Raw genomic sequence first — 20,990 nt, 5'->3', positions numbered from 1 at the left:
ACTGCACTCACCGTCGCACCGCGACGCCCTACCGAGGAGAACACCCGTGCAACGACCCACCAGAAACCGCAGGACCACGCTGATCGGCATCGTCGCCGTCGCCGTCACGTCCTCCCTCGCGCTCGCCGGCTGCTCCGGCGGATCGGCGGGGAACGACTCCGGCGAGCCGGCCGGCGAGATCACTGTGCTGACCAACCGCACCGACCTGGTCGACACGACCTTCGCCGACTACGCGACGACGTTCGAGGGGAAGTACCCCGGGACGACAGTGAAGTTCGAGGCCCTGACCGACTACGAGGGCGACACCAAGATCCGCCTGAACTCGAAGGACTACGGCGACGTGCTGCTCATCCCGAGCTCCAACGTCACCAAGGACGACTACTCCGACTACTTCGAGCCGCTGGGCTCGACGGAGGAGCTGTCGAAGACCTACCGCTTCACCAACGAGGGCTCGTTCGACGGCACCGCCTACGGAGTCTCGACCTTCGGCTCGGCCATGGGCTACGTGTTCAACCGCGACGTCTGGACCGCGGCGGGCATCACCGACCCGCCCGCCACGGAGGAGGAGTACCTCGCCGACCTCGAGAAGATCAAGGCCGACGGCGTCGTCCCCAATTACACGAACTACAAGGACGGGTGGCCCCTCGCGACGATCGAGGGCAACCTCGGCACGGTGCAGGGGGCGGACGTCCGCACCGAGATGATCGCGGACGACGCGCCCTGGACCGAGGGCAACGACCAGTACAACATCGACGGCCTGCTCTACGACACGGTCGCGCAGGGCCTCAGCGAGGCGGACCCGACCACCACGAACTGGGAGGAGTCGAAGGACCTCCTCGCGAGCGGGGAGATCGGCTCGATGGTGCTCGGCTCCTGGGCCGTCTCGCAGATGCAGGACGCGGCCGAGAAGGCCGGGAAGTCCCGCGACGTCATCGGCTTCTGGCCGATGCCGTGGGCGCAGGACGGGACCTTCACCTCGGTGACCGCCTCGGACAAGTTCCTCGCGATCAACAAGAACTCGGACAACAAGGCCACCGCCCGCGCGTGGATCGACTGGTTCACGAACGAGTCCGGCTACGCCGAGAGCCAGGGTGCGATCAGCCCCGTGATCAGCGACCCCGCTCCCGACACCCTCGCGGACTTCGACGCGCTCGGTGTGCAGTACCTCGAGCTCGCCCCGGACCCGGTCGGCAAGGAGGCGGTCATCAACGACATCGCCAACGAGGCCGAGATCGACCTGTTCGGCAACGCCTACCGCCAGGAGCTGATCGACGCCGCGCGCGGTGCGGGCGCCGGCGACAAGGAGTCGCTGTTCGCCGACCTCAACTCGCGCTGGGCCGCGGCCCGCGCCGACGTCGCCGAGTAGTCCCCGCGGGCGGCCGCCTCCCGCGGCCGCCCGCCCCCTCCCTCCGGAGCTCCACGGCTCCTGCACCCCCGAACGACGGAAGGATCGACCATGGCGATCACCGACGCTCCGCCCATCGAGGTCGGAGCGAGCAAGCGGATCCGGCCCCGCCGCCGGCAGCGCCTCACCGGCAGGCGCATCACCCCCTGGCTCTTCCTGGCGGTCCCGCTGGCGTTCCTGGTCGTGCTGACGTACATCCCGGTCGCGAACATGTTCTGGTACAGCGTCACCGACTGGGACGGCCTGGACCCCGACAAGACCTTCGTCGGCCTCGAGAACTACGTCGAGATCTTCACCCGGCCCGAGATCTTCCGCGTCTTCTTCGTCAGCCTGTTCTACCTCGCCGGCGCGATCGCGCAGCTCGGCCTCGCCCTCTTCTTCGCGACGCTGCTGAGCTTCCGCACCCGGTTCCGCAACTTCTTCAAGGGCGTCATCTTCTTCCCCTACCTGATCAACGGCGTCGCCATCGGGCTGATGTTCCTCTACTTCTTCCGCCCGGACGGAACGCTCGACGCGGTGCTCGGCGTCTTCGGCGTGCAGAACACCCCGCAGTGGCTCGGCGACCCCTCCGTCGTCAACGTGTCCCTCGCGGCCACCTCGGTCTGGCGTTACATGGGGCTGAACTTCGTGCTGTTCCTCGGTGCGATCCAGTCGGTCCCGGAGGAGCAGTACGAGGCGGCGGATCTCGACGGCGCGAGCGCGTTCGACAAGTTCCGCTACATCATCGTGCCGAGCATCCGGCGCATCCTCGGGCTGTCCTTCATCCTCGCGATCGCCGGGGCGCTCTCGGCCTTCGAGATGCCCTACATCATGACCGGCGGCGCGAACGGGTCCGAGACCTTCGTGATCCAGACCGTCGACACCGCCTTCCGCTACTCCAAGGTCGGCCTCGCGTCGGCGATGGCCGTGGTGCTGCTGGCGATCGTGCTGATCATCACGGCCGTGCAGCGGCGCGTGTTCCCCGACGAGAAGGCGAGCCAGGAATGACCAGCACCCAGCAGCGCCCCCCGGCGGTCACCGGTCTCCCGGTGACGCGGCAGGCGGCCGTGAAGGAGCGGCGCACCCGCCGGTCGGCGGGATCCGTCCTCGGCTCGATCGGGAAGTACGGCTCGCTGATCGTGGCCTGCCTCTTCGCTCTCGTGCCGATCGTCACGATCGTGATGCTCGCGTTCAAGACCTCGGCGGAGTACCGGGGCACCGGACCGCTCACGCCGCCCTCGAACTGGTTCAACCTCGAGAACTTCGCCATCGCCTTCACGCAGGGCGGGATGGTCACCGGGTTCCTCAACACCGGGATCATCCTCGTCGTCTCGATCGTGGGCACCGTGCTGATCGGCACGATGGCCGCCTACGCGATCGACCGGTTCCGCTTCCGCGGGCGGAGCCTGGTGACCGGGCTCTTCCTGCTCGCGACGCTGGTCCCCTCCGTCACCACGCAGGTGGCGACGTTCCAGGTGATCAACGCCCTCGACCTCTTCAACACCCGATGGTCGGCGATCCTGCTGTTCACGGGCACCGACATCGTCGCGATCTACATCTTCCTGCAGTTCATGCAGTCGATCCCGGTCTCGCTGGACGAGGCCGCGATGCTCGACGGAGCGAGCCGCTTCACCGTGTACTGGCGGATCGTGCTCCCGCTGCTGAAGCCCGCGATCGCGACCGTGGTGATCATCAAGGGGATCGCGGTCTACAACGAGTTCTACATCCCCTTCCTCTACATGCCCTCGCGCGACCTCGGCGTGATCTCGACCTCCCTCTTCCGCTTCATGGGGCCCTTCGGGGCGCAGTGGGAGGTCATCGCCGCCGGCACGATCCTCGTGATCGTCCCGACGTTGATCGCGTTCTTCTTCCTCCAGCGCTTCATCTACAACGGACTGACATCAGGAGCTACGAAGTGACCCACACCCTCGACACCACTCCTCGCACCGCGGCGGCCACCAGCCGTCCGCTGCACGACGGCTGGAGTGTCCGCGCGACCCGCGGGCCGATCCCCGCCGAGCTGGTCTCGGCCGTCGTCCCCGCGGTGGTCCCCGGCCTCGTCCACACCGATCTGCTCGCGGCCGGGCTGATCCCCGACCCGTATCTCGACCAGAACGAGAAGAAGGTCACCTGGATCGGCGAGACGGACTGGGAGTACTCCTCCTCGTTCGACTGGGCCCCCGACGGCCGCGACGTGCACGAGCTCGTCTTCGAGGGCCTGGACACGGTGGCCGTCGTCACGCTGAACGGGCGCGAGATCGCCCGCACCCGCAACCAGCACCGCACCTACCGGATCCGCGTCGACGAGGCTCTGCAGGAGGGGGCGAACGAGCTGGTCGTCGCCTTCGCCTCGCCCGTCGCCGAGGCCGACCGAGCGAGCCTCGAGATCGGCTACCGGCCGCACACCTACTCCCACCCCTTCAACGCCCTGCGGAAGGCCGCCTGCAACTTCGGCTGGGACTGGGGGCTGGACGCCGCCTCCGCCGGCATCTGGAAGCCGGTGACCCTCCAGGCCTGGAGCGGTGCGCGCCTCGCCTCGGTGCGCCCCGTGGTCACGGTCGACGGGACGACAGGCCGCGTCGAGCTGCACGTGGGGCTCGACCGGGCCTCGGACGCCGAGGTGGAGGTGCGCGCCTCCGTCGCCGGCGCGGAGGCCGTGGCGAGCGTCCCCGGTGGCGAGCGCACCGCGGTCCTCCACCTCGAGGCGGCCGAGGTGGCCCTGTGGTGGCCGCGGGGCTTCGGCGGGCAGCCGCTCCACGACCTCGAGGTCGCGCTCCTGCAGGGCGGAGCCGTCATCGACGAGCGCTCCCAGCGGATCGGCTTCCGGACCCTGGAGGTGCAGCTCGACCGCGACGACGAGGGCACCTCGTTCCGCTTCGTCGTCAACGGCGAGCCCGTCTGGATCCGCGGAGCCAACTGGATCCCGGACGACGCCTTCATCACCCGGGTCGACCGCGAGCGCCTCGCCCGCAGGATGGACCAGGCCGAGTCCGCGAACCTCAACCTCCTCCGCATCTGGGGCGGCGGCTACTTCGAGTCCGACGACTTCTACGACCTCTGCGACGAGCGCGGCATCCTCGTCTGGCAGGACTTCCTCTTCGCCTGCGCGGCCTACGCGGAGGAGGAGCCGCTCCGCAGCGAGGTCGAGGCGGAGGTCCGCGACAACGTCACGCGGATCATGCCGCACCCGAGCCTCGCACTCTGGAACGGCAACAACGAGAACATCTGGGGCTTCGAGGAGTGGGGCTGGGAGAAGCGCCTCCAGGGCCGCACCTGGGGCCTGGGCTACTACCTCGATCTCCTCCCGCGCCTGGTCGCCGAGCTCGACCCGGCGCGCTCGTACACGCCCGGGAGCCCCTGGTCGGGCGACCCGCAGATCTTCGCGAACGACCTCGACCACGGCTCCGTGCACCTCTGGGAGCTGTGGAACCGCGTCGACTACCCCGCCTACCGGGACGCCCACGCGCGATTCGTCGCCGAGTTCGGCTGGCAGGGGCCGGCGTCGTGGTCGACCATCCAGCGCTCGATCTCGGACTCGCCGCTGACTCCCGAGTCGCCCGGGATGATCCACCACCAGAAGGCGACCGACGGCAACGACAAGCTGACCGACGGTCTCGTCGCTCACCTCCCGCTGCCCGACGACACGGAGGACTGGCACTGGGCGATGTCGCTCAACCAGGCGCTCGCGGTGACGCTCGCGATCGAGCACCAGCGCTCCGAGAGCCCGCGCTGCATGGGCTCGATCGTCTGGCAGCTCAACGACTGCTGGCCGGTCACCTCGTGGGCCGCGGTGGACGGCGACGGCACCGCCAAGCCGCTCCTCTACGCGCTCAAGCACGTCTTCGAGGACCGTCTGCTCACCGTGCAGCCGCGCGGGGAGGGGCTCGCCGTGGTCGCCGTGGGCGACTCCCCCGAGGAGTGGGCCGGCGAGTGCGTCGTGCGCCGCCTGGCGTTCGACGGGACGGTGCTGGCGGAGGAGCGGCAGGAGCTCGCGGTCGGGGCGCGCTCGGTGCGCACCCTGCCGATCGGGTCCGGCGTGGCGACGCCCGAGGACGCCGCCGCCGAGCTGCTCGTCGTCGACTTCGCTGGGACGCGCGCGTTCTGGTTCTTCGCCGAGTACCGCGACTCCGCCCTGGAGGCCGCGCGCCTGCGCACGAGCGCCGCCCCCGTCGAGGGCGGAGTGCAGGTGACCGTCACCGCCGAGAACCTCGTGCGCGACGTCACCCTCCTGGTCGACAAGGTGGACCCGTCCGCCGTCGTCGACGACCAGCTGGTCACGCTGCTGCCGGGCGAGAGCGTCGTCTTCACGGTGCGCGGCTCCGGTCTCGACACCGAGGCGCTGGTGTCGCCGAGCGTGCTGCGCACGGCCAACCAGCTCGTCGCCGACTGGGCCTGATCCGCGGTGAGCACGCAGCCCGCCCTGGCCGTCGACGTCGGCGGCACGAAGATCGAGACCGCCCTCGTCGACGCCGGGGGCGGGCTCGTGCCCGGCACGCGGCACCGGCGCGCGACCGGCCCCGCCCTGACTCCTGAGGAGTTCGAGCGGGCGCTCGCGGAGTGCGTCGCCGCCTCGACGGCCGGGGCGGACGTCGTCGGCGTCGGCGCCGGATCCGCGGGGCCGATCGACCTCGACGGCGGCCGGATCCGACCGAAGAACCTCCCGCTGCTCCACGGCGTCCCGCTCCGGGAGGCGCTCGAGCGGCTCGTGCCCGGTCGGCCGGTCGAGCTGCGCCTCGACGGGACCTGCATCGCCCTCGCCGAGCACTGGTACGGGGCCAACCGGGGCGCCGTCTCCTCGGTGAGCCTCGTCGTGTCGACCGGGATCGGCGGCGGGATCGTCCTCGACGGCCGGGTGCTGGCGGGCCGCTCCGGCAACGCCGGCCACCTGGGCCAGGTGCACGTCGCCGACGCCGACCCCGAGGAGGGGAGCGACGGGACGCTCGAGAGCATCGCCTCCGGACCGAGCACCGTCGCCTGGGCCCGGCGCCGGGGCTTCGCCGGGAGCACCGGGGAGGAGCTCGGGCGCGCGGCCGCGGACGGCGACGCCGTGGCCCTGTCCGCGGTCCGCCGCTCCGCCGAGGCCGTCGGCACGGCGATCGCGGGCGCGGCGACCCTGCTCGACGTGCACGACTTCGCCGTCGGCGGCGGTTTCGCGGGCGTGACCCGCGACTACCTCCACCTCGTGCAGGCGAGCGCCCGGGAGCACGCTGTCCTGGACTACGCCCGCGGTCTCGACGTCCGCCCGTCCGGGCTCGGCGGGGAGGGGCCTCTGATCGGCGCGGCCGCCCTGATCCTCCGATCGACGGCGGCGGCGCGCGAGCCCGCCCTCGTGCCGTGAGCGGCATCTCCTCCGAGCATCCGCTCCGCTCGGCCCTGCGCCCGTCGCGGCACCGGGTCGTCGGGGCGGCGCTCGCCTACGTCGTCAAGGACAGCCCGCTGTGGATCCTGCCGCTCGTCACCGCCGCCGTGGTCGACGCCCTCGTCGACGGCCGGTCGCCATCGGCGCTCGTCGTGCCGGCCGCGGCCGCCGCGGCGACGATCCTCGCGAACATCGGGGCGAACGCGGTCTACGTGCGGCTCTCCTCGTCCGCCGTCCGCGCGCTGGGCCTGCGGCTGCGGGAGGCGCTCGCCGAGCGGCTGCAGAGCCTCTCGCTCGACTACCACTCGCGAGGCAGCGCCTCCATCGCCCAGACGAAGGTGGTGCGCGACGTCGAGAACCTCGAGCTGATGCTGCAGCAGGCCTTCGGGCCGGTGCTGACAGCGCTGGTGGTGCTCGTCGGAGCCGGAGTGGCGACGGGCACGAGGGTGCCGCAGTTCCTGCTGGTGTTCGCGCTGACCGTCCCGCTCGCGGCCGCACTCGTGCTCTGGCTCCGTCGGCGGACAGCGGCCGGCAACGAGGCGTTCCGGCGCCACGTCGAGACGATGTCCGGCACCGTCGGCGAGATGTCCGCGCTCCTCGAGGTCACCCGCGCCCACGGCCTCGAGAAGGTCTCGGTCCAGCGGGTGGTGGAGGCCGCCCGCCGCGTCGAGCGGGCGGGCGTCGCCCTCGACCGCCTGAACGGGCGCTTCGGGGCGCTGTCGTGGAGCAGCTACCAGCTCATCACGCTCGGCTCGCTCTTCGGCGCATCCGTCATCGCGATGACGGGCGTCCTGCCGGTGACGGTCGGCGAGGTCGTGCTGCTGAGCTCCTACTTCGCGCTGCTCACCGGGACGATCACGGCGGCGTTCCAGACTGCTCCGCTGGTCACCCGCGGCCTCGAGTCGCGCCGCTCGATCGCCGAGGTCCTGGCGGACCCCGACGTGGAGCACAACGAGGGCGAGCCGGTCGTCGACGCCCTCGCCGGAGGAGTCGAGCTCGACCGGGTGAGCGTCGACTACGGCGACCGGCGCGTGCTGCACGACGTGTCGCTCCGGATCGCCCCGGGGGAGACCGTGGCCTTCGTCGGCCCCTCCGGCTCGGGGAAGTCGACGCTGACCCGGGTGGTCCTCGGATTCGTCCGCCCCTCGCAGGGCCGCGTGCTGCTCGACGGCCGTGACATCGCCGCCCTCGACATGCGCACGGCCCGCCGCTTCGTCTCGGTCGTGCCGCAGGAGTCGGTGCTCTTCCGCGGCAGCATCCGCGACAACGTGCTCTACGGAACAGCGGACGCCGACAACCACCGGCTCGAGGCGGCGCTGCGGGCGGCGAACGCGGAGTTCGTCCTCGAGCTGCCCGACGGCTGGGACACGGTCGTGGGGGAGCGGGGCGCCCTGCTGTCGGGAGGCCAGCGCCAGCGCCTCGCGATCGCGCGGGCCCTGATCCGCGACCCCCGTCTGCTCGTGCTCGACGAGGCGACCGCCGCACTCGATCCGCGCACCGAGCGCGAGGTCCGGCTCGCCCTCGACCGGCTGCGCGAGGGGCGCACGACGCTGATCGTCGCCCACCGCCTGAGCACCGTCCGCACGGCCGACCGGATCGTGGTGCTCAGCGAGGGGCGCGTCGTGGAGCAGGGGACGCACGATGAGCTGCTCGCGACGGGCGGCGCGTACGCCGCGCTGCACGCGACGGCCTGAGCGGGCCGCGGCCGCATCGATCCGTCGTCTGCGGCCCGTGCCCGCCGCGGGGACGGGCCGCTGCTGACGGATCGATCGCGGGTGCGGCCCAGCGGGAGCATCGTTAGCGTGGAGGTCCGCGCCGATCGCCGGCGCCGAGGGGAGCCCCATGGATCAGACCGTCGAGATCGACGCCCGGGCGGAGGCCCTGCGCGCCGACCCCGAGAGCTTCGCCGCGATGGACGCGCTCTGGCGCAGCGTCTACGCCCTGCCGATGTGGTGCTTCATCGCGCGGGGGCCGGACGACGCGCCCACCCCCTTCGTCGGCGGCCTGGAGTCGGGGCCGATGGTCTTCGCCTTCACCACGGGGGAGCGCGCCCGCGCCGGGGCGCTGCACGCCGGCCTCTCCGACGAGGACGCGTCACGCGTGCTGAAGGTGCCGATGCCGGCCGCGCTCGAGTGGATCGCGGCGATGGGATCCTCCGGAGTCGCGGGAGTGGTCTTCGACCTGCCCCGCTTCGGGTACTTCGCGCCCCTCCAGAACCTGCTGCCGATGCGCGACTTCATGGCGGCGAACCCGCCGGCCTGAGCCCCGCCCCGTCGAGACCAGCGGATCCGCCGATACCAGCTGATCCGCCGGTTGTCGCCGCCCCGAACTGGTCACTGGACGACACCCGAGGATGGTGGGCCGGAGGCGCGCCCGTCCTCCGAGGACGAGGCCGGGAGACGCCGATGGGGAAGCTGCACTACGTCGGATCGGTCGAGATCGACGTCGAGGACCGGGTGCTCGCCCACCTGCAGATCGTCCTCACCGCGAAGCTGCGCCGGGGGGAGTCGTGCCTGCTCACCTGGCGCGACGAGAACGGGATGAGCGACGGCCGCAGCGCGATCTGGCTGCACCCCTCGCACACGCTCCGCTACACCTACGCCGGCGGCCGCATGCCCCGCATCAACCCCGCCTGGATCTCGGCGCTCACCGATCTCGCGAACTCCGCCGGCGGCCTCCGCTTCGTCCCCGAGCCGCCGGAGTCCGTGCATCCCCCCGGCGGGAGCGCTCGCCGGTGACCGGCGGCCGGCCCCGGGCTCAGCAGCCGGAGTCGGCGGCGTCCGCGTCGAGCGCCGCCGCGGTGCCGAGCGCGATCAGCGACTGATCCGTCGCGACCGCGACCCTCGGGAAGCCGAGCGCTCGCAGCAGCCCGGCGCGCTCGCGGTCGCCCGCGTAGGCCCCGGCGCCCTTGCCCGCGCGCCGGGCCGCCGCGGCGATCCTCGGCAGCGGGTCGTCCGGTCCGTCCGCGGCGAGCAGGTCGGACAGGTCCCGTCCGAGGCCGATCGCGAGGTCGAACGGGCCGACGAACACTCCGCTCACGCCCGGCACCGCGAGGATCCGATCGACGGCGTCGAGGCCGGCCTGCGTCTCGATCATGACCCAGAGCGCGGTGCGCGCCTCGGCGGCCGACGGGGGAGCGGCGCCCCAGAGATCGGACATCGGCCCCCAGCTGCGGCGGCCGAGCGGCGGGTAGAGCGCGGCGCGGACGGCCGCGAGCGCCTCCTCGACCGTCTCGATCATCGGGACGACCACGATGTCCGCTCCGGCGTCGAGCGCCCTGCCGATCAGCGCGTCGGAGATTCCCGCGACCCGGACGCCGACGGGCGGCCTCCCGCTCACGGCGCCGAGCGCGCGCAGGGAAGCGAGGACCGCGGCGTCGTCGAACGCGCCGTGCTGCGCGTCCAGGCACAGCCACGCGGGCCCGCCGCGAGCGATCTGCGCGACCGTCAGCGGCTCCCCGAGCCGGCACCACACCCCGTCGGCCCGACCGTCACCGAGAACCCGTTCCGCATCCACGGGTCCGATCCTCGCGCACGGAGCGCCGCCTAGGCGAGGACCGCCAGCGCCGTCGACAGGATCCCGAGGACGACGCCCGCCCCGAGCAGGATCATGCCGGTCAGGCGCAGCGCCCGCACCGCGTCGCTCCACCGGTGCAGGCGGATGCGGTGCGGATCCTCCTCGCGGTAGTGCACCTCCCGCTGGTCCGACCGCGTCGGCGTCAGCGGGTCCCCGGCGGACAGCGGACGCGATCGCACCTCGCCGGCCCGGGTCACCCAGTGCAGCGCGAGGGGCGGACCCTCCTCGAGGTAGGCGGTCGTCGTCAGCCAGCGTCCGTCGATCAGCGCCGCGACGAACGCGGCGAGCAGGAACAGCACGCCGAGGGGGAGAGTGACCAGCGAGAGAGCCTCGGAGATCGTCTCCAGCATGCAGCGTCCCTCCGACCGGATCCGGTGCTGAGCGTACCGAGTCGGCGGCCGGCGCGTCCGCAGTGGGACGCGCCCCGCCGCCGAGCCCGCGGGCCTCAGCCCCAGGCGACCTCGAGGTCGACGACGAACGTCACTCCGAAGCGGTCGCGCAGCATCCCGTAGAGGGGCGACCAGGCCGCCGGGGCCAGGGGCACGACGACCGCCGCCCCCTCCGAGAGGCCGTCCCAGAGGCGGTGCAGCTCGTCGGCGTCGGAGCCGCGCAGCGACACGAACACCGGGATCGTGCCCGGGTCGTAAGCCGTGTGCGCGGGGACGTCGTACGCCATGACGCGGAAGCCGGCCTCGGAGACGACCTGGCCCCACATCAGCTGGTCGGCCTCGTCGGGCGCGGTGACAGCGTTCGCGTCCGCGTAGGACATCGCGTCGACCCGGCCTCCCGTGACCGAGGCGTAGAACTCCAGTGCCTCGCGGGCCTGTCCGCGGAAGTTGAGGTGGGTCGTCGTGGTGATGCTCATGGTGCGCTCCTCGCAGTCGTGCCGGGTCGATCACCCGGTGCCCCGACGCTCCCAGGAGAAGAGGACGGTGACGGTCCTCTTCTCGGAATACCCTCGGGACGTGCCCACGACGACCGAGCGGCTCCTCCTGCTCCTCTCCCTCCTGCAGACCCGCCGCGACTGGCCGGGCGGAGTGCTCGCCGAGCGCCTGGGGATCGCGCCGCGCACGGTGCGTCGCGACGTCGACCGGCTCCGCACGATGGGCTACCGGATCGACGCGGCGAAGGGCCCCGACGGCGGGTACCGGCTCGAGGCCGGCGCCGAGCTCCCGCCGCTGCTCTTCGACGACGAGCAGGTGCTCGCCCTCACCGCCGCCCTGCGCGCGCCGATCGCGGGGCTCGAGGAGGCGTCGGCCCGTGCGCTGGCGACGGTGCGGCAGGTCCTGCCCGCCCGGCTCCGGCCCCGAGCTGATGCGCTGCGCTTCACGGTCGCGGCGGCGCCGGCCCCCGCAGTCCCTCCGGAGCGGCTGGTCGCGGTCGCGGCGGCCGTCCGGGCCTCGGAGGTGCTCCGCTTCGCGTACGCGGAGGCGGTGCGCCGCGTCGAGCCCCACCACCTGGTCGCGCGTCAGGGCCGCTGGTACCTCATCGGCTTCGACCTCGACCGCGACGACTGGCGGGTGTTCCGCGTCGACCGGCTCGAGCCGCGCTCGCCCCGCGGGGCTCGCTTCCGCCGCCGGGTGCTGCCGGGCGGGAGTCCCGCCGAGTTCCTGGAGGCGCGGTTCCGCGGCGGAGCGCCCGGGGAGGGGTGGCCGTGCCGCGGCTCGGTCGTGCTGACGGCGCCCGCCGCCGAAGTCCTGCCCTACGCGGGCGACGGGGAGGTGGAGGACCTCGGCGACGCGGGCTGCCGACTCGCCCTCGGCGCCTGGTCGTGGGAGGCGCTCGCCGCGTCGTTCGGCCGGTTCGACGCTCCGATGGCCGGGGCCGAGCCGCCCGAGCTGGCCGCCGCGTTCCGCGTGCTCGCGGAGCGGTACGCCGCGGCGGGAGCCTGACCGGACCGCGGCGGCCGTCCGGCGCCGCTACTTCACCGAGTACCGGGCGCTCCCCGTGCTGCCGTCCGCCGTCGTGACCGTCAGCGTCCAGCAGGTGCCCCGCTTCGCGGGCACCGTCCACGCCTTCACGTAGCGGTTCGTCGCGGTGTCGTAGCGGAGGCGTCCGGTCAGGGTGGTCGTCGGCGCTCCGGTGAGGACGGCGCCGGCGGTGCAGGAGGTCTGCCTCTGCGTGACGCTGCGCACGTCGGCGAGGGCGGAGTGGCGGAACGTGCCCGCGGACGACGTGGACGTCACCTGGAACGTCATGCCGGTCGCGGCTCCGGCGGTCACGCTCTTCACCGAGGTGCTGAGCCCGAAGATCGCCCACGGGGTCACGGTGTAGGACGCGGTGAGGGTCGAGACGTTGCCCGCCCGGTCGGTCGCGGTCGCCCGGTACACATGCGGTCCGACGGAGCGGCCGCCGCCCGTGATCACGCAGTCGCCGGTGAGGCCCGAGAGCGCGTCGTCCGCGAGGCAGCGCGCCTCCGGGAGCACCGTGCCGTAGGGGTAGGACCCCTCGGGCCTCGACGTGAACGAGAGCTGCGGCTTCGTGGTGTCGATGGCGATGCCGCTGCGGGTCGTCGTGGCGCGGTTGCCCGCGTTGTCGACGGCGGTGCCGGTGACGCTCTGGCCGGGGCCCTCGCGCAGGATCCGCGCGGGGGTGCAGCTGCGGATCCCGGAGCCGCTGCCGTCGGCGCAGGAGAAGCCGACGGAGACGGGGGAGCGGAACCAGCCCGCGGCGTTCGGAGCCGTCGGCGTGGTCGTCGCGGCGATGGTGGGGACGCCGGTGTCGATGATCCGGTAGGTCGCGGTGGCGGTCGTGGTCAGTCCTCCGGGGTCGGTCCAGGTGCAGGTCGCCGTGCGGGTGCCGAGGCCGTTCACGAGCGTGCCGGTGACGACGGCCTCCTCGCTGAACGTTCCGCTCTCCGCATCCGTGATCGCGCAGGCGGCCCTCGGCTCCGAGCCCTTCTCGTAGGAGGCGCCGTCGGTGGCGGAGGCGACCGTCACGACGGGCGGGGTGTTCGCGGGGACCACGGTGACCGTGTGCGGCACGCCGGCCGTGGTGCCGTACGCGTTCCGCGCGCTCACCGTGAAGGTGGAGTCGCCTGCGGTGGTCGGCCTGCCCGAGACGACGCCCTCCGGCGAGAGGGTCACCCCCGCGGGAAGGGCGCCGGACGAGACCTCGAAGGTCGCGGCCGGGCCGGACGCCGTGAAGGTCGCGGAGTAGCGGGTCCCGGTCGTGACGAGCGTCTCGGCGGTGTCGGCGGTGAGGGTCGGCAGCGGGCCGATCGCGAAGGCGTGGTTGAAGCCGACCGCGATGCCGGTGGCGCCGGTGATCCCGGCCGGGACGTCCAGCTCTGTGTCGCCGTCGGGGTGCAGGGAGACGACGGTGCCGTCGGACGTCAGCAGGACGCTGAAGCCGATGCCGGCGGCGATCGCGGTGATGCCGCCGAGATCGGCGGGGACCCGCGGCAAGCCGGAGTCGGCGGGGTCGCCCCAGGTGACGACGGTGCCGTCCCGCTTCAGGGCGAGGCTGTGGGAGTAGCTGACCGACACGGCGACGACGTCGCGGAGCCCTGCCGGGGCGGTGTACGCGCCCCTGTCGTCGCCGCCCCACGCCACGACGGTCCCGTCGGCGCGCAGCGCGAGGCTGTTCCAGCCGCCCGCGGCGATCGCGACCACTCCGGAGAGACCCGCCGGCACGTCGGTCGCTCCGAACTGATCGGAGCCCCAGGCCGCCACGGTCCCGTCGCCCCGCAGCCCGAGGGTGTGGTAGCTGCCCGCGGCGACGGCGGTCACGCCGCCGAGTCCGGCCGGGACGTCGGTCTGGCCCTGGCGGTCGTCGCCCCACGCGACGACCGTCCCCTCCATCGTGAGGGCGATGCTGTGGAGGTACCCGGTCGAGATCGCCGTCACCTCGCGGAGCCCGGCCGGCACGTCCCGCTCGCCCTCCAGATCCGCTCCCCAGGCCTCGACGGTGCCGTCGGTGTGGAGCGCGAGGGTGTGGCTGTAGCTGCTCGCGATGTCCGTGAGATCGGACATGCCCACCGGCACGTCCCACTCCCCGTTGAGGTAGCGCCCCCAGGCGGCGACGCCGTTGGCGAGGTGGTCGTTCCCGACCGGCACCGGGTCCGGCTCGGCGGAGGCGAGGGGAGCCGCGGTGCCGGCGAGCAGCGCGACGGTCGCGGTCAGAGCGAGCAGAGTGCGGCGCAGGCCCGCGGCGGTGCGGGCGGGGCGCGGAGAAGCGGGGTCGGTCACGGGCTCACGCTAGGGGCCGGCTCTCCTCCGCGGCGGGGGCGGGGGCGCCCTGTAGCGGACATGTCCTCTAGAGGGCGGAGCGCCGCTCCTCCAGGGCGGAGCCCGGGCCCTCCAGGGCGGAGCCTGGCCCCTCGGGGCCCGCGGCGGAAGGGCTTGCCCGGATCCGCGGCGGGCGATTGGCTGGAGGGCAGGAGAGAGAGGTGTCACCATGACGCAGACCTTCCCCGCCTGGTTGCGGGATCAGCAGAAGAGGGACGACGAGGTCGGCCGCTTCGCGCAGGCCTTCGCCGGTCGCGACGACCTGCCCGAGCACGGCGGCCGCGCGATCTACGACGGCTACTTCGCCAGCGAGCCCGAGTCGGCGCAGGCCGATCTGGACCGCGCCTGGATGGAGTTCGAGGCGCACCCCGAGCCGTCCGCCACGTCCGACGAGCCGGAGGGACTCCGATGAGTGACCAGACCCCGAGCCCCGTCGAGGACCCGGACGACCAGTCCGACAAGCCGTCGCAGGCCGAGGGCGAGGACGAGCGCGACACCCCGCACGAGGTCCTGCCCGCCGAGGGCAAGCCCTCGAAGGCCGAGGGCTGAGCCGACGCACTGAGCCGACGCACTGAGCCGACGCACTCCCCGGAGGGGCGCATCCTGCAGAGGGTGCGCCCCTCCGTCGCGTCAGCGCCCGGTGACCGCCAGCAGCTCGTGCGCCGCGGCGCTGTCCGGGTAGCGGGAGAGCACGCGCTCCAGATCGCGCCGAGCCGGAGCCGTGCGCCCGTCCGAGAGGAGCGTGCTCGCGCGCTCGAGCAGCGCCTCCGCCCGCAGCTCCACGGGACGCGCGCTGGTGACGGTCGGGCGCACCACGCGGTCGAACGCCTCGAGGGCGCCCTCGATCAGGCCGAGCTCGCGGAGAGCGACGCCGCGGCGGATGAGCACCGCGGCGGAGGCGGCGTCCACGTTCTCGACGGGCGCCGAGAACTCGGCCACGTCGCTCCAGCGTCGGCGGGCGGAGTAGAGGGAGGCGAGCGTCGACGCCGCGAGGGTCGACGGCTCCAGGGTCTCGACCGCCACGACCGCTGCAGCCGGATCCATCGGTGCTGCCAGCTCGGCGTAGAGCAGGCGCAGCGCCGGGGCGTCGAGCGGCACCTCCACGTCGAGGCCGCCGCTCAGCGGCAGGCGGACGGTCAGCGCGATCCCGTAGCGGCGGAGGAAGGAGTCGGCCGACGGGTCGTAGCGGATGCGCACCAGCCAGCCGGTGAGCCGCAGAGCGCGATCGTCGTCCGCGGAGTGCAGGGCGTCGCGGACGAGCTCGACGACGGCCGCGAGGCGCGAGCCCTCGGGGGAGCCGGTGGTCGCCTCGTGCAGGTCCTCCGCCGGCGCCCCGGCGCGCACGAGCCGGAGCAGGGGCGCCTCCCGCGCCGGAGCGAGGGCGGAGGGGCGCACGAGACCCGGCCCGCCGGGCATGCTGAGCCAACCGGACAGCCGGGAGCGGTGGTCCTCGGGGGAGAGCGGGTCGCCGGCCGCCCGGAGCCGGGGGCGCGCGAGGGCACGGAGCTCACCGCTCCGCCGGAAGCCGACTGCCACGGCCGATCCCCCTCCGCGTGCGGCGGCGGCTGAGGACCGTCGATCCGCCGAGTCTACGGCGTCGCCCCCCGCCGTCACCCCCGAACGGGGAGCGACGCCCTGGCGGCGATCCCCCGCCTCCCGTCGTCGCCCCCCGGCGCTGTCAGGCGCCGATCGAGCCCGCCGTGCGCAGCGGCATCACGTCGGGCTTCTCGGCGGTGCTCGCGATCGTCACGACCGCCTTCTCCTCGTTCGAGCGGAGCACGGCGTCCATGATCTCGAGCACGTGCAGGGCCACGCGGCCGGAGGCGCGGTGCGGGCGGTCCTCCGCGATCGCCTCCGCGAGGTCGGCCAGTCCCACTCCGCGACCGGTGTCGATCACGCCGGCGGAGTCGGGGACGACCCGCCAGTCCTCGTCGCGGACGGCGACCTCGACCGGGTCCGAGAACATGTTCGGATCCGGGACCGAGATGGTGCCCTCGGTGCCGTAGACCTCGAACTTCGGGGCCCGGCTGCGCCAGACCTCGAAGCTCACGGTGACGGTCGTGGCGACTCCGCTCGCGTGCTCGAGCAGCGCGGTGATGTGCGTGTCGATCGTCACCTCGATCGGCGTGCCCGCCTTCGGCCCGGTCTCGATCGTGCGCGGGCGGTCGGAGCGGGTGGCCAGGCCCGTGACGCGGACGACCGGCCCGAAGAAGTGCACGAGCGCCGTCAGGTAGTACGGGCCCATGTCCAGCAGCGGGCCGCCGCCGGGCTGGTAGTAGAACTCGGGCGCCGGGTGCCAGCGCTCGTGGCCGGGCGCGGCCCAGTGCACCTGCGCGGCGATCGGGGTGCCGATCGCGCCGGAGTCGAGGGTGAGGCGCGCGGTCTGCACCCCGGTCCCGAGCACCGTGTCCGGGGCGCTCGCGAAGCGCAGGCCCAGCTCGTCCGCGAGGTCGAGCATCGGCGCGGCCTCGGCCGGGTTCAGCCCGAGCGGCTTCTCGGCGAAGACGTGCTTGCCCGCCTTCAGGGCGCGGGTGCCGATCTCGACGTGCGCCGCCGGGATCGTGAGGTTCAGCACCGCGTCGATCTCCGGGTCGTCGATCAGCGCGTCGACGGTGAGGGCGCGGACGCCCTGCTCGTCGGCGACCTGCTGCGCCCGCTCCTGGTTCAGGTCGGCGACCGCGACGAGGCGGAGGCCGGGGAAGGTCGGGAGGTTCGCGAGGTACTGCTCGCTGATCTTCCCGACGCCGATGATGCCGACTCTCAGCGGGACGCCCACAGCATTCCCCTCTCGATGATCGTGCGGACGTTGTCGTCCTGGAGGATCTCGACGCGGTGGCCCGGCGTCGAGACGAAGATGCGGCCCTCGCCCCAGAGGCGGGTCCAGATCGCGGGGGAGGTGATGGGGCGCTTCCACGGGTCCCACGGGCGGACGGCCTGCGTGGTCGTGGCGAGCACGTCGTTGTAGTCGTCGTGCAGCACCCAGTACTGCTCCGTGACCAGCTCGAAGTCGGAGATGCCCTGCGTGATCGGGTGGTCGGCGGCGAGGGCCGTCATCTCGATCGTGTGCGGCATGTAGTTGTCCGACTGCTCGCCGGTGCGCTCGTCCGGGTGCTTGCCGGGGTGCGAGGCGAACTGGCCGCCGATCAGCTGCAGGTAGTCGGAGTTGTCGCGGTAGGAGTCGGCGATCCCGCCGTGCCAGCCGGCGAGGCCTGTGCCGCGCTCGACCGCCGCGCGGAGGCCCAGGAACTCCTCCCACTGGATGGAGGTCATCGTGTTCGACTGCACGATCAGGTCGACGGTCCGCATGTACGCCGCGTCGGCGTACACGGCGGTCGACTCCTCGACGCGCACCTCGTAGCCGTTGTCGCGGAGGAACGGCAGGAACAGCTCGGTCGCCTCGACCGGTTGGTGGCCGTCCCAGCCCCCTCGGACGACGAGGGCCGTCTTGCCGGGAGTGGTCGGGGAGTGGTCGGTCATCGTCGTCCTCACGTGCGGGCGGATCGCTCCGCGGTTCGTCATCGAACAGGACTTGCGCAACTTCTGCGCGGGAGCCCCAGCGTCCGACCATCATGCACCGCGGTTCCCGGCGGGAGCAAGCCGTCCTGCCGCAGGGCTAGTTGCGAAAGTCGGCATCCGCTACGGTGAGCACATGCCCGACCACGACGACGTCTCCGGAGCGACCACCCGCCCGACCATGGCGCTCATCGCCGAGCGCGCCGGGACGAGCGTCCCCACCGTCTCGAAGGTGCTCAACGGCGGCACCGACGTCTCGGAGGCGACCCGCCTGCGCGTGATGGAGGCGGCGCACGCGCTCGGCTACCGCCGCCGCCCGCGCCTGCGCCCGCCGGTCGAGGATCCGCACTCCGCCCAGATCGTCGACGTCGTCGTCGGCCACATCGGCGGCACCTGGATCGGACCGGTCCTCGAGGGGATCGAGGCCGAGGCCTCCGCCGCCGGGGTCGACCTGGTGCTCACCCGCGCCCGCGACGACGGCGCCTGGATCAGCCGCCTCCTCCGCCGCCCCTCGCTCGGCGCCATCGTGGTGCTGGTCAACGTCTCGGCCGCGCAGCTGCACCTGCTGACCACCGCCGAGCTGCCCGTCGTCGTCGTCGACCCCAGCACGCGGCCGCCGGCCGACGTCGCGAGCGTCGGCGCGACCAACTGGGACGGGGGCCGCATGGCCGCCGAGCACCTCCTCGACGCCGGCCACACCCGCTTCGGCGTCCTCGGCGGCACCCGCACCCAGCTCTACAGCAGCGCCCGGATCGACGGCTTCACCACCGCGCTCCGCGCCGCCGGGGTCGAGGATCCGCGCGTCGCCTACTGCGACTGGGACCGCGAGCTGGCCCGCGAGGCCGCCGGGCTGATGCTCGCCGAGCCGGACGCGCCGACCGCCTTCTTCGCCTGCTCCGACGTGATGGCGCTCGGCGTCTACGAGGCCGCCGACGACGCCGGCCTCCGCATCCCGCGAGACCTCAGCGTCATCGGCTTCGACGACGTCGAGGAGTCGGCCTGGGCGACCCCGCCGATGACCACGATCCAGCAGCCCATCGGCGAGATGGGCGCCATCGCCTTCCGGATGCTGCACCAGGCGCACCGGTCGGCGACTCCGCTCGCCTCGGGCGCCTCGGCCACCCGCATGGAACTCGAGACGCGCCTGATCCGCCGCGCCTCCGTCGCACCCGTGCGCGTCTAGCGCCGCCCGCGGGCCCTCCCGCCTCCCGCCCTCCCCGAGATCGATGCGTCACGATCGGCCCCTCTCCCGCGCCCGTGACGACCGTTCGTGACGCATCGACCCCGGCGGGCGCCGCGGTCGGTGGCGACCCGGGTCGCACCGCCTATGCTGCCCGGATGCGCAGCGCGACCGGGGGGATGGTGGTCGCGTCGTTCGTCTCGCGGATCCTCGGGTTCGTCCGGCTGGCGCTCCTGGTCGTGGCGGTCGGCGGCACGAGCGCGTCGGTCGGCGGGCAGGTGTTCGAGGTCGCGAACTCCGCGCCCACCTACCTGTACGGGCTCATCGCGGGCGGGGTGCTCGGCGCGGTGCTCGTGCCGCAGATGGTCCGGGCGCGGGCCGACGGACCGGAGGGCGTGCGGACCCTCGAGCGGCTGCTCACCGTGTGCCTCGGCGGAGCGGCGCTCCTCACGGCCGCCTGCACGCTCGCGGCGCCGCTGATCGTCGGGCTCTACGCCGGGGGCTGGTCGGCCGACTGGGCTCTGCTCGCCACCCAGATGGCCTACTGGTGCCTGCCGCAGATCTTCTTCTACATCGTCTTCGCCGTCTTCTCGCAGCTGCTCAACTCCGCCGAGAAGTACGGGCCGGGCGCGTGGGCGCCCGCCTGCGCGAACGTGATCTCGGTGCTCGGGATCGCGGTGTTCCTCCTGATCCACCCCGAGGCGGCGTCGACGCCCGCCGACGAGTGGACGCCGGAGATGGTGGCGCTCCTGTGCGGCACTGCCACCGCGGCGATCGTGGTACAGGGGGTGATCGCAGTCGCGTTCTCGCGGTCCGTCGGCGTCCGCCTGCGGCCGCGTTGCGGCGTCGCCGGGCTCGGCGGAGTGTCGCGGGATGCGGTCTGGGTGTTCCTCGGCGCCCTCGTCGCAGAGGTGTCGTACATCGTCGTCTCGAACGCGGCGACGGCGGCCGGCCAGGCCATGAACCGCGCCGGCGTCGACGGGCCGAGCCTCAACTCCTTCTCGAGCGCGCAGCTGCTGCTCCTGCTGCCGCACGGCATCCTGGTCGTCTCCGTCGCCACGGCGATGTTCACGCCGCTCAGCCGGGACCTGCGCCGCGGCGATCGGGCGGCCGCGGCGGTGAACCTCCGACGGACCGAGGACGCGGTGCTCGCCGTCACTCTGCTCGCGACGCTCCTGTTCGTCGCGGCGGCGCCACTGCTCACGCAGCTCGTCTTCGGCACACCGGTGATCGGCGGAGTCCTGCAGCTGCTCGCCCTGAGCCTGGTCGGCTTCAGCCAGACCTACGTCCTCAACCGGGCGATGTTCGCGCTGGGTCGGGCCCGCGACTCGCTGGCGACCCAGGTCGTCTCGGCCGTCGGCGTCGCGGTGGGGGCGCTCGTCGGCGGGCTCCTCCTGCCTGCCGAACTCGTCGTGCCGGCGATCGCGGGCGGCACCGCCCTCGGGACCACGGCCGCGTGGGCCCTCGCCCACTGGCTGGTCCGGCGCCGGATCGGCGTCGTGCCGCAGCCGACCCGGGACCGCCGCGCCGCTCTCGTCGCGGCGCTGGTCACAGCCTGCGCGTCGGTGCCGCTCGGCCTGCTGCTCGCCGTGCCCGCCGACCGCCTCGCGGCCGGCGCCGTGCTGCTGCCGGTCGGACTCGCGATCACCGCCCTGTTCGTGGTCGTGCACCGGGTCGTCGGCGGGCGCTGGCTCTGGTCGCTGGTGCTCGCGCCGCTCTGAGGGGCTGCGCGTGCGGTCCCGCAGCCCC

General features: G+C 73.3%; 20 protein-coding genes. 13 read left to right on the top strand and 7 right to left on the bottom strand.

Features of this window, described 5'->3' with window-relative positions; translation table 11 throughout:
• Window positions 1-46: 46 nt before the first annotated feature.
• The 8 genes from C5C33_RS12105 (at window position 47) to C5C33_RS12070 (ending at window position 9,481) form a co-directional block, all read left to right on the top strand.
• Window positions 47-1,366, top strand: coding sequence for an ABC transporter substrate-binding protein (locus C5C33_RS12105; protein WP_104261223.1), 1,320 nt, complete (start codon window positions 47-49; stop codon window positions 1,364-1,366).
• Window positions 1,367-1,456: 90 nt separating this feature from the next.
• Window positions 1,457-2,392, top strand: coding sequence for a carbohydrate ABC transporter permease (locus C5C33_RS12100; protein WP_104258021.1), 936 nt, complete (start codon window positions 1,457-1,459; stop codon window positions 2,390-2,392).
• Window positions 2,389-3,303, top strand: coding sequence for a carbohydrate ABC transporter permease (locus tag C5C33_RS12095; protein WP_104261222.1), 915 nt, complete (start codon window positions 2,389-2,391; stop codon window positions 3,301-3,303). The genes C5C33_RS12100 and C5C33_RS12095 overlap by 4 nt, the downstream gene beginning before the upstream one ends.
• Window positions 3,300-5,780 (top strand): glycoside hydrolase family 2 protein, encoded by a 2,481-nt coding sequence (locus C5C33_RS12090; RefSeq protein ID WP_181136243.1) that lies wholly within the window; start codon window positions 3,300-3,302, stop codon window positions 5,778-5,780. The genes C5C33_RS12095 and C5C33_RS12090 overlap by 4 nt, the downstream gene beginning before the upstream one ends.
• Before the next feature lie 6 nt (window positions 5,781-5,786).
• Window positions 5,787-6,722, top strand: coding sequence for an ROK family protein (locus C5C33_RS12085; RefSeq protein WP_104238483.1), 936 nt, complete (start codon window positions 5,787-5,789; stop codon window positions 6,720-6,722).
• Window positions 6,719-8,437, top strand: a complete 1,719-nt coding sequence (locus tag C5C33_RS12080) for an ABC transporter ATP-binding protein (RefSeq protein ID WP_104261221.1) — start codon at window positions 6,719-6,721, stop codon at window positions 8,435-8,437. Before C5C33_RS12085 ends, C5C33_RS12080 begins: the two co-directional genes overlap by 4 nt.
• Before the next feature lie 148 nt (window positions 8,438-8,585).
• Window positions 8,586-9,005, top strand: a complete 420-nt coding sequence (locus C5C33_RS12075) for a hypothetical protein (protein WP_104224305.1) — start codon at window positions 8,586-8,588, stop codon at window positions 9,003-9,005.
• 143 nt (window positions 9,006-9,148) lie between these two features.
• A complete protein-coding gene (locus C5C33_RS12070; RefSeq protein WP_104261220.1) occupies window positions 9,149-9,481 on the top strand; it encodes an ATP-dependent DNA ligase in 333 nt (110 codons plus the stop codon).
• 19 nt (window positions 9,482-9,500) lie between these two features.
• Here C5C33_RS12070 and C5C33_RS18575 read toward each other — a convergent pair whose 3' ends face one another.
• The 3 genes from C5C33_RS18575 to C5C33_RS12060 form a co-directional block, all read right to left on the bottom strand.
• Entirely contained in the window at window positions 9,501-10,259 is a 759-nt protein-coding gene (locus tag C5C33_RS18575; protein WP_181136242.1) for an HpcH/HpaI aldolase/citrate lyase family protein, read from the bottom strand.
• Between the two features lie 29 nt (window positions 10,260-10,288).
• Window positions 10,289-10,669 (bottom strand): hypothetical protein, encoded by a 381-nt coding sequence (locus tag C5C33_RS18570; protein ID WP_181136241.1) that lies wholly within the window; start codon window positions 10,667-10,669, stop codon window positions 10,289-10,291.
• A 95-nt stretch (window positions 10,670-10,764) separates the two neighbouring features.
• Window positions 10,765-11,184: a VOC family protein gene (locus tag C5C33_RS12060; RefSeq protein ID WP_104224302.1), complete on the bottom strand. Its 420-nt coding sequence runs from the start codon at window positions 11,182-11,184 to the stop codon at window positions 10,765-10,767.
• A gap of 100 nt (window positions 11,185-11,284) precedes the next feature.
• Here C5C33_RS12060 and C5C33_RS12055 point away from each other — a divergent pair, with 100 nt between their 5' ends.
• On the top strand, window positions 11,285-12,211 hold the full coding sequence (locus C5C33_RS12055) for a YafY family protein (protein ID WP_258069231.1): 927 nt from the start codon (window positions 11,285-11,287) through the stop codon (window positions 12,209-12,211).
• 27 nt (window positions 12,212-12,238) lie between these two features.
• Here the strand turns inward: C5C33_RS12055 and C5C33_RS12050 are convergent, their stop codons facing one another.
• Complete coding sequence (locus C5C33_RS12050) at window positions 12,239-14,509, bottom strand: PxKF domain-containing protein (RefSeq protein ID WP_104261217.1); 2,271 nt, start codon at window positions 14,507-14,509, stop codon at window positions 12,239-12,241.
• A gap of 208 nt (window positions 14,510-14,717) precedes the next feature.
• On the opposite strand from C5C33_RS12050, the gene C5C33_RS12045 reads away from it, so the two are divergent.
• Together C5C33_RS12045 and C5C33_RS18565 are read left to right on the top strand one after the other, a co-directional pair.
• Window positions 14,718-14,960 (top strand): hypothetical protein, encoded by a 243-nt coding sequence (locus C5C33_RS12045; protein ID WP_104261216.1) that lies wholly within the window; start codon window positions 14,718-14,720, stop codon window positions 14,958-14,960.
• Window positions 14,957-15,097, top strand: coding sequence for a hypothetical protein (locus C5C33_RS18565; RefSeq protein WP_159940045.1), 141 nt, complete (start codon window positions 14,957-14,959; stop codon window positions 15,095-15,097). Before C5C33_RS12045 ends, C5C33_RS18565 begins: the two co-directional genes overlap by 4 nt.
• Before the next feature lie 81 nt (window positions 15,098-15,178).
• Here the strand turns inward: C5C33_RS18565 and C5C33_RS12040 are convergent, their stop codons facing one another.
• The 3 genes from C5C33_RS12040 to C5C33_RS12030 all read right to left on the bottom strand — a co-directional run bounded on the left by C5C33_RS12040 (window position 15,179) and on the right by C5C33_RS12030 (window position 18,025).
• Complete coding sequence (locus C5C33_RS12040; RefSeq protein ID WP_104261215.1) at window positions 15,179-16,084, bottom strand: tol-pal system YbgF family protein; 906 nt, start codon at window positions 16,082-16,084, stop codon at window positions 15,179-15,181.
• A gap of 142 nt (window positions 16,085-16,226) precedes the next feature.
• Entirely contained in the window at window positions 16,227-17,324 is a 1,098-nt protein-coding gene (locus tag C5C33_RS12035; protein WP_104255953.1) for a Gfo/Idh/MocA family protein, read from the bottom strand.
• A complete protein-coding gene (locus tag C5C33_RS12030; protein ID WP_104261226.1) occupies window positions 17,309-18,025 on the bottom strand; it encodes a ThuA domain-containing protein in 717 nt (238 codons plus the stop codon). Before C5C33_RS12030 ends, C5C33_RS12035 begins: the two co-directional genes overlap by 16 nt.
• 172 nt (window positions 18,026-18,197) lie before the next feature.
• On the opposite strand from C5C33_RS12030, the gene C5C33_RS12025 reads away from it, so the two are divergent.
• Together C5C33_RS12025 and murJ are read left to right on the top strand one after the other, a co-directional pair.
• On the top strand, window positions 18,198-19,244 hold the full coding sequence (locus C5C33_RS12025; RefSeq protein WP_104224297.1) for a LacI family DNA-binding transcriptional regulator: 1,047 nt from the start codon (window positions 18,198-18,200) through the stop codon (window positions 19,242-19,244).
• A 155-nt stretch (window positions 19,245-19,399) separates the two neighbouring features.
• The gene (gene murJ, locus C5C33_RS12020; RefSeq protein WP_104261214.1) at window positions 19,400-20,962 is read left to right on the top strand and encodes a murein biosynthesis integral membrane protein MurJ; all 1,563 of its coding nucleotides are present in this window, start codon (window positions 19,400-19,402) and stop codon (window positions 20,960-20,962) included.
• The last annotated feature ends 28 nt before the right edge of the window (window positions 20,963-20,990 follow it).

Source organism: Rathayibacter sp. AY1H3 (assembly GCF_002932015.1).
This window is presented reverse-complemented; position numbering and strand designations above follow the sequence as displayed.

Coding starts and splice junctions, on each gene's coding strand:
- C5C33_RS12100 (WP_104258021.1), top strand. CDS start 1,457: ATGGCGATCACCGACGCTCCGCCCATCGAGGTCGGAGCGAGCAAGCGG.
- C5C33_RS12095 (WP_104261222.1), top strand. CDS start 2,389: ATGACCAGCACCCAGCAGCGCCCCCCGGCGGTCACCGGTCTCCCGGTG.
- C5C33_RS12075 (WP_104224305.1), top strand. CDS start 8,586: ATGGATCAGACCGTCGAGATCGACGCCCGGGCGGAGGCCCTGCGCGCC.
- C5C33_RS12070 (WP_104261220.1), top strand. CDS start 9,149: ATGGGGAAGCTGCACTACGTCGGATCGGTCGAGATCGACGTCGAGGAC.
- C5C33_RS18570 (WP_181136241.1), bottom strand. CDS start 10,669: ATGCTGGAGACGATCTCCGAGGCTCTCTCGCTGGTCACTCTCCCCCTC.
- C5C33_RS12060 (WP_104224302.1), bottom strand. CDS start 11,184: ATGAGCATCACCACGACGACCCACCTCAACTTCCGCGGACAGGCCCGC.
- C5C33_RS12045 (WP_104261216.1), top strand. CDS start 14,718: ATGACGCAGACCTTCCCCGCCTGGTTGCGGGATCAGCAGAAGAGGGAC.
- C5C33_RS18565 (WP_159940045.1), top strand. CDS start 14,957: ATGAGTGACCAGACCCCGAGCCCCGTCGAGGACCCGGACGACCAGTCC.
- C5C33_RS12030 (WP_104261226.1), bottom strand. CDS start 18,025: ATGACCGACCACTCCCCGACCACTCCCGGCAAGACGGCCCTCGTCGTC.
- C5C33_RS12025 (WP_104224297.1), top strand. CDS start 18,198: ATGCCCGACCACGACGACGTCTCCGGAGCGACCACCCGCCCGACCATG.
- murJ (WP_104261214.1), top strand. CDS start 19,400: ATGCGCAGCGCGACCGGGGGGATGGTGGTCGCGTCGTTCGTCTCGCGG.